The sequence below is a fragment of the Mixta mediterraneensis genome (assembly GCF_030283135.1).
In the GTDB taxonomy this organism is placed as follows: Bacteria; Pseudomonadota; Gammaproteobacteria; order Enterobacterales; family Enterobacteriaceae; genus Pantoea; species Pantoea mediterraneensis.
Window position 1 is genome coordinate 1 of sequence record NZ_JASUAZ010000112.1, and the last position, 2,052, is coordinate 2,052.

The window sequence follows — 2,052 nt, forward strand, 5'->3', positions numbered from 1 at the left end:
ACCACATAACTCAGCTATCTTGGAGATGATGACTTGCATCTGCAAGTAGGATCCAAGATAATTGTCCCAAGCCATTGGGGCCCTGTTCTCGGGTCCGTAATGAGGAGGGTGTGGTACGATGGAATAGCTATCAAAGCCCGTAAAACTTTGCTGTTATCAGCGTAATCACTTTTTGATTCCATTTCATTTCATTTCTATTCAATTAGTTTTTTATCTCTAACATTTTTATTAATTATGTATGTATGTATGTGAGTTTTATGTTATCCATCTATGTTAGAAACTTATTTTTATTTATTTATGATCAATGAATTATTTTATTTAGTTTTCTAGCTAGTATTTCTTTTTCATCTACATCTCTATCATATTAGAATTACTATTGAATGAGAATTGTATTAGTTGTTCTTGATAGAGAATTTTATTTTGTTTAATTCACTCTGCATTCTTCTTGTATGATTGATTGTTTATCCTTAGACATAGCTCCAATGTTTGAAAGTGTTTCACTTGAGATGATCCATCTTTTTCAACTATCTCTATCAATTTAGTTTTACATTGTCAACTATTGAATGAGAGTTGTAATAGTTATTTTTTTATATTCAATCTGCATTCCTCTTGTATGGTTGATTGTTTATCTTTACCCGAAATGATCTATTTGCAATTTCTTTTTACATTGCCCTCTTATTGGATCTATTTGCAATTTTTTTACACATTGCCCTCCGTATGATATCGTTGGATATCGTCGGCCTCTTTGCATATCTCTATGCATTGTATGTAAGTGTTTCTCTCGACCGCTGATGGGTTTTGGCACACACCATGCTGGTTCCACCATTAGTTGGACATAACGATGAAATGAAGTTCGTTCTTGATAGAGAATTTCAGTTATTTTATTTTATTTAGTTCAATCTGCAATCTTTTTCTATGAATGCTTATTTTTAGACATAGTATCAATGTGTCTTTGACCTTAAACGGTCCACGTGCATATCATGCATGCATTTTGTTTGATGATCTTTTCAATATATCTTTATCATTTTAGATTTACAATGTCAGCTATTGAATTATAAATATATTTATTCTTGATAGAGTTTTTTTATTTATTTTATTTAATTCAATCATTATTAATGCAATTTCTTTCTACATTGCATCTTGTGTGTGAGTTGTTGATCTAATTAGATTCATTTGCAAATTCTTTTCACATTGCCCTCCGTATGATATCGTTGGATCATATCGTCGGCTTCTTTGCATGTCTGCATTCAATCTGCATTCCTCTTGTATGGTTGATTGTTTATCCTTACCCGAAATAGTCTATTTGCAATGTAATTATACATTACATCTTGTGTGTGAGCCGTTAATCTATTGGATGCATTTTCTGTTTCTATACATTGCATCTTGTGTGTGAGCCGTTTATCTATTGGATTCATTCTCTATCTCTTTATACATTGCCTCCGTATGATATCGTTGGATCATATCGTCGGCCTCTTTGCATGTCTCTATGCATTGTATGTGAGTGTTTCTCTCGCCCGCTAATGGGTTTTGGCACACACCATGCCGGTTCCCCCATTAGTTGGACATAGCGAAAACAATTGAACCAACTTGGTGGTCAAGCTAATTGACGCCCGATTACCTGACTGGCGCATGCGTTCTTGTGACGAAGACCAGTGACGAGGACCAATTGGAGAAACCAAATGGAGAAACCAAATGGAGAAACCAAATGGAGAAACCAAATGGAGAAACCAAATGGAGAAACCAAATGGAGAAAACAAATGGAGAAAACAAATGGAGAAAACAAATGGAGAAGAAGAAAAAAACAAGTGGTTTGGAAAATGAAAAGTTTATTGTAATAATAATAAATAAAATACAAAAAAAATAAAAATTTTATTGATTAATAATAAAAGGTGTTCTCTCTCTTCTCTCTCCTCTCCTCTCCCCCCTTCGATACACTTACCTTTCTTCCACCCCCGCGATGTCTTCGCCAAGTTTCTGTTTATAAGGCTTAAAGTCTCACGTACAGGTACAGGCAGGCTAAAGAAACCTATTGTACGTCCAAGACTACCCATT

The 2,052-nt window shown here is 34.4% G+C and carries 2 protein-coding genes; one reads left to right on the plus strand and one right to left on the minus strand.

Features of this window, described 5'->3' with window-relative positions:
- Positions 1 to 1,692 precede the first annotated feature (1,692 nt).
- Entirely contained in the window at positions 1,693 to 1,821 is a 129-nt protein-coding gene (locus tag QRY16_RS21800; RefSeq protein ID WP_289778037.1) for a hypothetical protein, read from the plus strand.
- Positions 1,822 to 1,826: 5 nt separating this feature from the next.
- On the opposite strand, the gene QRY16_RS21805 is transcribed toward QRY16_RS21800, so the two are convergent.
- The coding region (locus QRY16_RS21805) for a hypothetical protein (RefSeq protein ID WP_289778038.1) at positions 1,827 to 2,052 on the minus strand (226 nt) is incomplete at its 5' end.

Excerpts from the sequence above, each read along its gene's own strand:
- QRY16_RS21800 (WP_289778037.1), top strand. The coding sequence starts at position 1,693 with ATGGAGAAACCAAATGGAGAAACCAAATGGAGAAACCAAATGGAGAAA.